Consider the following 365-nt stretch of genomic DNA (forward strand, 5'->3'; position numbering starts at 1 on the left):
GCGCTCGATCGTGTCCGCGACCCCGGTAATCTGGGAACCATTATCCGCACCGGCGATGCGGTTGGTGCGACTGGTGTTATTCTGATTGACGAAACAACTGATCCATTTGCTGTTGAGACTGTACGTGCGACAATGGGCTCTCTGTTCCATATGCCACTTGTGCGCTGTACTGCTGATGAGTTCGTTGAATTCCGCAAGAGCTGGTCCGGACCTGTGGTTGGCACTCATTTGCGGGGCACAAAGGACTATCGTGCTGTAGATTATAAAGAACCTGTCATTTTGTTGATGGGCAATGAGCAGGCTGGCCTGAGTGATAAACTGGCTGATACCTGCTCTGATCTGGTGAAAATTCCGCAGGCGGGGGG

Annotated in this window: 1 protein-coding gene; it reads left to right on the top strand. The window is 52.6% G+C overall.

Going from position 1 to position 365, the window contains the following annotated elements:
* A partial coding sequence (locus PPL9_RS19270) for an RNA methyltransferase (protein ID WP_161831361.1) occupies positions 1 to 365 on the top strand: 365 nt, incomplete at both ends.

The sequence above is a fragment of the Pseudovibrio sp. POLY-S9 genome, from assembly GCF_001431305.1.
Classification (GTDB): Bacteria; Pseudomonadota; Alphaproteobacteria; order Rhizobiales; family Stappiaceae; genus Pseudovibrio.